Raw genomic sequence first — 3,591 nt, forward strand, 5'->3', positions numbered from 1 at the left:
GCTTCAGCACGCCGGGATAGGCGATGTCCTGGGCGGCGGCGATCGGCGGGGTCGGCGGGGCCTGGACGGGCAGGCGCTCCTGGGCGAAGGCGCCGCTGAAGCTGAGCGAGAGAGCAAGGGCGGAGGCGGTAAAGAACAGCGTTTTCAAGAAACGACCCCAATGCGACGCGCGGGCATGCTCCCACGACGAAAGGCGGCATACTTCTCCTCTAAAGCGCGGCTTGTCGAGGTCATCGGTCGCGAAGAGACCTCGGTTGGTCGAGTTTTCAGGCCAAGCTTACCGGATGGGCGCCGCGTGTCCTTGCGTGACGCGCCCACGAAACCGCTATCTCTAAGAGAGAGGGTTTCTCTAAGCCGCTTCCGGCCAGCTCGCCTCAAGCGCCCGAACCGCCCGCAGCAGCCGTCCCGGCGAGATCGGCTTTTCAAGGCGGGCGTCGCCGCGCTCGTCTTCCTTCAGCAGGTGCTCGTCGCGGGCCGAGGCCAGCAGCACCGCGGTGCGCGCGCCCCGGCGACGGCGGGTGGCGCGGATCAGTTCCCCGCCGTTCATGCGCGGCATCGAGAAGTCGGTGATCAGCATGTCGGGATCGAAGGCGTCCATGGCCGCCAGGGCCTGTTCGCCGTCACGGCAGACCAGCACGTCGAACCCCGCCTCGGTGAGGGTGATCTCGTGGATGGTGGCCAGGAGGATGTCGTCCTCCGCGACTAGGATCTTGCGCAACGCTCGCCCCCGACGTGCTTACTTAACAACTGGTAAACACGACTAACCCGCCCCAGAGGCCCCGTCGCCGTGCGCTATCGTCGCAGCCGACAACCCAGAAGTCCTTTATTTCAAAGGAAAACTCAGGCGTGTGACCAGCGGCGCGCGGGAAGGCTTGCTTTTGCAACTCGTTCTCAAGTATGGGCATGAAGCTCAACCAAAGCCCTCACGCCCCGGGATTTCGTGAAGACCGCACCCGCCCAGCAAAGCCGCTCGTTCTGGCTCAAGCAGCTGCACCAGTGGCACTGGATCAGCGCCGCGCTGAGCCTGATCGGGATGCTGTTGTTCGCGATCACCGGCTTCACCCTGAACCATGCCGGCCAGATCGAGGCCACGCCCAAGGTCGTCGACCTTAAAGCCGCCCTGCCCGCCGACCTGCTGGCCGAATTGGCCAAGGGTCCGGTCGAGGGCAAGCGCCCGCTGCCGATCAAGGTCGAGGCCTGGCTGGACAAGGCCGTCGACGCCGACATCGCCCGTCGCCAGGGCGAGTGGTCGGAGCAGGAGATCTATGTCGCCCTGGCCCGCCCCGGCGGCGACGCCTGGATCAGCATCGACCGCAGGACCGGCGCCGTCGAGCACGAGAAGACCACGCGCGGCGCGATCAGCCTGCTCAACGACCTGCACAAGGGCCGCAACGCCGGCAAGGCCTGGGGCTGGTTCATCGACGTCTTCGCCGGGGCCTGCGTGGTCTTCGCGGTCACCGGCCTGATCCTCCTGCAGTTCCACGCCCGGGCCCGTCCCCTGACCTGGCCCCTGGTGGCCGGCGGCCTGGTGATCCCATTGCTGCTCGTCATCCTTTTCGTCCACTTGTGAGGCGTCCCGTCATGAAGCGCTCCCTTTCCCTGCTGACCTTCTCGGCCCTCGGCGTCGGCGCCGCCTCGCCGGCCCTGGCGGCCGACCTCAACGTCACCGTCGAGATCCCGCGCCTGACCGTCGCCGAGTACCACAAGCCCTATGTCTCGATCTGGATCGAGAACCCGGCCGACGCCACCGCCGCCGGCACCCTGGCCGTCTGGTACGACAACGACGCCAGGGAAGACAAAGGCGTGAAGTGGCTCAAGGACATGCGCCAGTGGTGGCGCAAGGCCGGCCGGACCATGACCTTCCCCGCCGACGGCGTCAGCGGCGCCACCCGCGCGCCGGGTCCCCAGAAGCTGGTGTTCGCCGGGGCCAAGGGTCCGCTCAAGGATCTCAAGCCGGGCCAGTACACCCTGGTGGTCGAGGCCGCCCGCGAGGTGGGCGGCCAGGAAGCCGTGCGCGTGCCGTTCGTCTGGGGCAAGCCGGGCAAGCCCGTCACGGCCAAGGGCGAGGCCGAGGTCGGCGCCGTCACCGTCGCCGTCAAATAGACCCGACAGCCGCTCCAGCGCTCGCCGAGATGACCCGCGTCCTTGTCCCCCAGTTCGCCGAGCCGCCCGCCCGCCCGATCGGCGGCGCGGTGCTGGCTCTGGCCGGCCGGACGATGGGCACGACCTGGTCGGTCAAGCTGGTGGCCCCGCCGACCGCCAACGCCGACGCCCTGTCCGCCATGGTCCAGCGCGCGCTGGACGGCGTCGTACGGCAAATGAGCCCGTGGGAGCCGCTGTCGGATCTGTCCCGCTACAACCGCGTCGCGGCCGGAAGCTGGACCGCCCTGCCCCCGGCCTTCGCCCAGGTGCTGCGCGCCGCCCTGGAGGTCGCCGAAGCCACCGACGGCGYGTTCGATCCCACCCTCGGCGCCCTGGTCGATCTCTGGGGCTTCGGCCCCCGCCCCTTCTCCGGTTCGCCGCCGGACGCCCGGGACCTGGCCAGCCTCCGCGAGACCGCCGGCTGGCGCCGCCTGACGCTGGACGGCGACAGCCTGTTTCAGCCCGGCGGCCTGCGCCTGGACCTCAACGGCATCGCCAAGGGCTTCGCGGTCGACCAGGTCGCGACGGCGCTCGACCGGGCCGGCGCGCGCTCGTACCTCGTCGAGGTCGGGGGCGAACTGCGCGGAACCGGCGCCAAGCCCGACGGCTCGCCCTGGTGGGTCGAGCTGGAGCGGCCGCCCACGCCTCTTCGTCCAGTTGGAGACGGCCCTCGCACCCTGGTCGCCTTGCACGGCCTGTCGGTGGCGACGTCGGGCGACTATCGCCGGTTCTTCGAGCACGAGGGCCGCCGCTACGCCCACACCCTTGACCCGGCCACCGCCGCGCCGGTCGCCAACGCCACGGTCAGCGTCACGGTGCTGGCCGACAGCTGCATGCGCGCCGACGCCTACGCCACGGCCCTGACCGTGATGGCGCCCGAAGCGGCCCTGGCCTTCGCGACGGCGCACGGCCTGGCCGCGCTGATCCTGACGCACGGTCCGGCCGGCCTGGAAGAGCGCCTGTCGCCGGCCCTGTCGGCGATGCTCGACGCATGAGCCCATTCGACACCCTGACGCCCGAGCGCCTGGAGACCGCCGGGCTGGTGCTGAGCGGCTACATGCTGTTCTGCCTGGCCATCGCCGTGCGCGAGGCCCTGCGCCGCCGCGCCGCTCGCCGGGCGGCCCAGGCCCTGTCGGCGGGAGCCGGCGCGACGGTGCTGCTCGTCCACGCCAGCCAGACCGGCTTCGCCGAGGAACTGGCGATGGCCACCGCCAAGCTGCTGGGCGACGCGGGCTTGCGGGTGACCCTGAAGAGCCTGGCCGAGGTCAAAGCGCCGGACCTGAAGACCGCCGGCCGCGCCCTGTTCGTGGTCAGCACCACCGGCGAAGGCGACGCCCCCGACACCGCCCGCCGTTTCATTCGCGACGTCATGAGCGGCGAACCGAAACTGCACGACCTGAGCTATGGCGTGCTGGCCCTGRGCGACAGCGGGTACGCCCAGTTCTGCGC

General features: G+C 70.3%; 5 protein-coding genes. 4 read left to right on the plus strand and 1 reads right to left on the minus strand.

Annotation, left to right across the window (positions count from 1 at the left end; all coding sequences use genetic code 11):
* Positions 1-349: 349 nt before the first annotated feature.
* Complete coding sequence (locus AC1DZ6_RS21325) at positions 350-718, minus strand: response regulator (RefSeq protein WP_477099135.1); 369 nt, start codon at positions 716-718, stop codon at positions 350-352.
* A 222-nt stretch (positions 719-940) separates the two neighbouring features.
* Here AC1DZ6_RS21325 and AC1DZ6_RS21330 point away from each other — a divergent pair, with 222 nt between their 5' ends.
* The 4 genes from AC1DZ6_RS21330 to AC1DZ6_RS21345 all read left to right on the plus strand — a co-directional run.
* On the plus strand, positions 941-1,570 hold the full coding sequence (locus tag AC1DZ6_RS21330) for a PepSY-associated TM helix domain-containing protein (protein ID WP_477099136.1): 630 nt from the start codon (positions 941-943) through the stop codon (positions 1,568-1,570).
* An 11-nt stretch (positions 1,571-1,581) separates the two neighbouring features.
* On the plus strand, positions 1,582-2,103 hold the full coding sequence (locus AC1DZ6_RS21335; RefSeq protein WP_477099137.1) for a DUF2271 domain-containing protein: 522 nt from the start codon (positions 1,582-1,584) through the stop codon (positions 2,101-2,103).
* A gap of 29 nt (positions 2,104-2,132) precedes the next feature.
* Positions 2,133-3,137 carry an FAD:protein FMN transferase gene (locus AC1DZ6_RS21340; protein ID WP_477099138.1) on the plus strand — a complete coding sequence of 335 codons (1,005 nt, stop codon included), beginning with the start codon at positions 2,133-2,135 and terminating at the stop codon, positions 3,135-3,137.
* On the plus strand, positions 3,134-3,591 hold a 458-nt coding region (locus AC1DZ6_RS21345), incomplete at its 3' end, for a flavodoxin domain-containing protein (RefSeq protein WP_477099139.1). The genes AC1DZ6_RS21340 and AC1DZ6_RS21345, both read left to right, overlap by 4 nt.

This window comes from Caulobacter sp. P1_B12_2 (genome assembly GCF_056406675.1).

What these genes read in the sequence shown, in the direction of transcription:
- AC1DZ6_RS21335 (WP_477099137.1), top strand. Translation starts at nt 1,582, where the DNA reads ATGAAGCGCTCCCTTTCCCTGCTGACCTTCTCGGCCCTCGGCGTCGGC.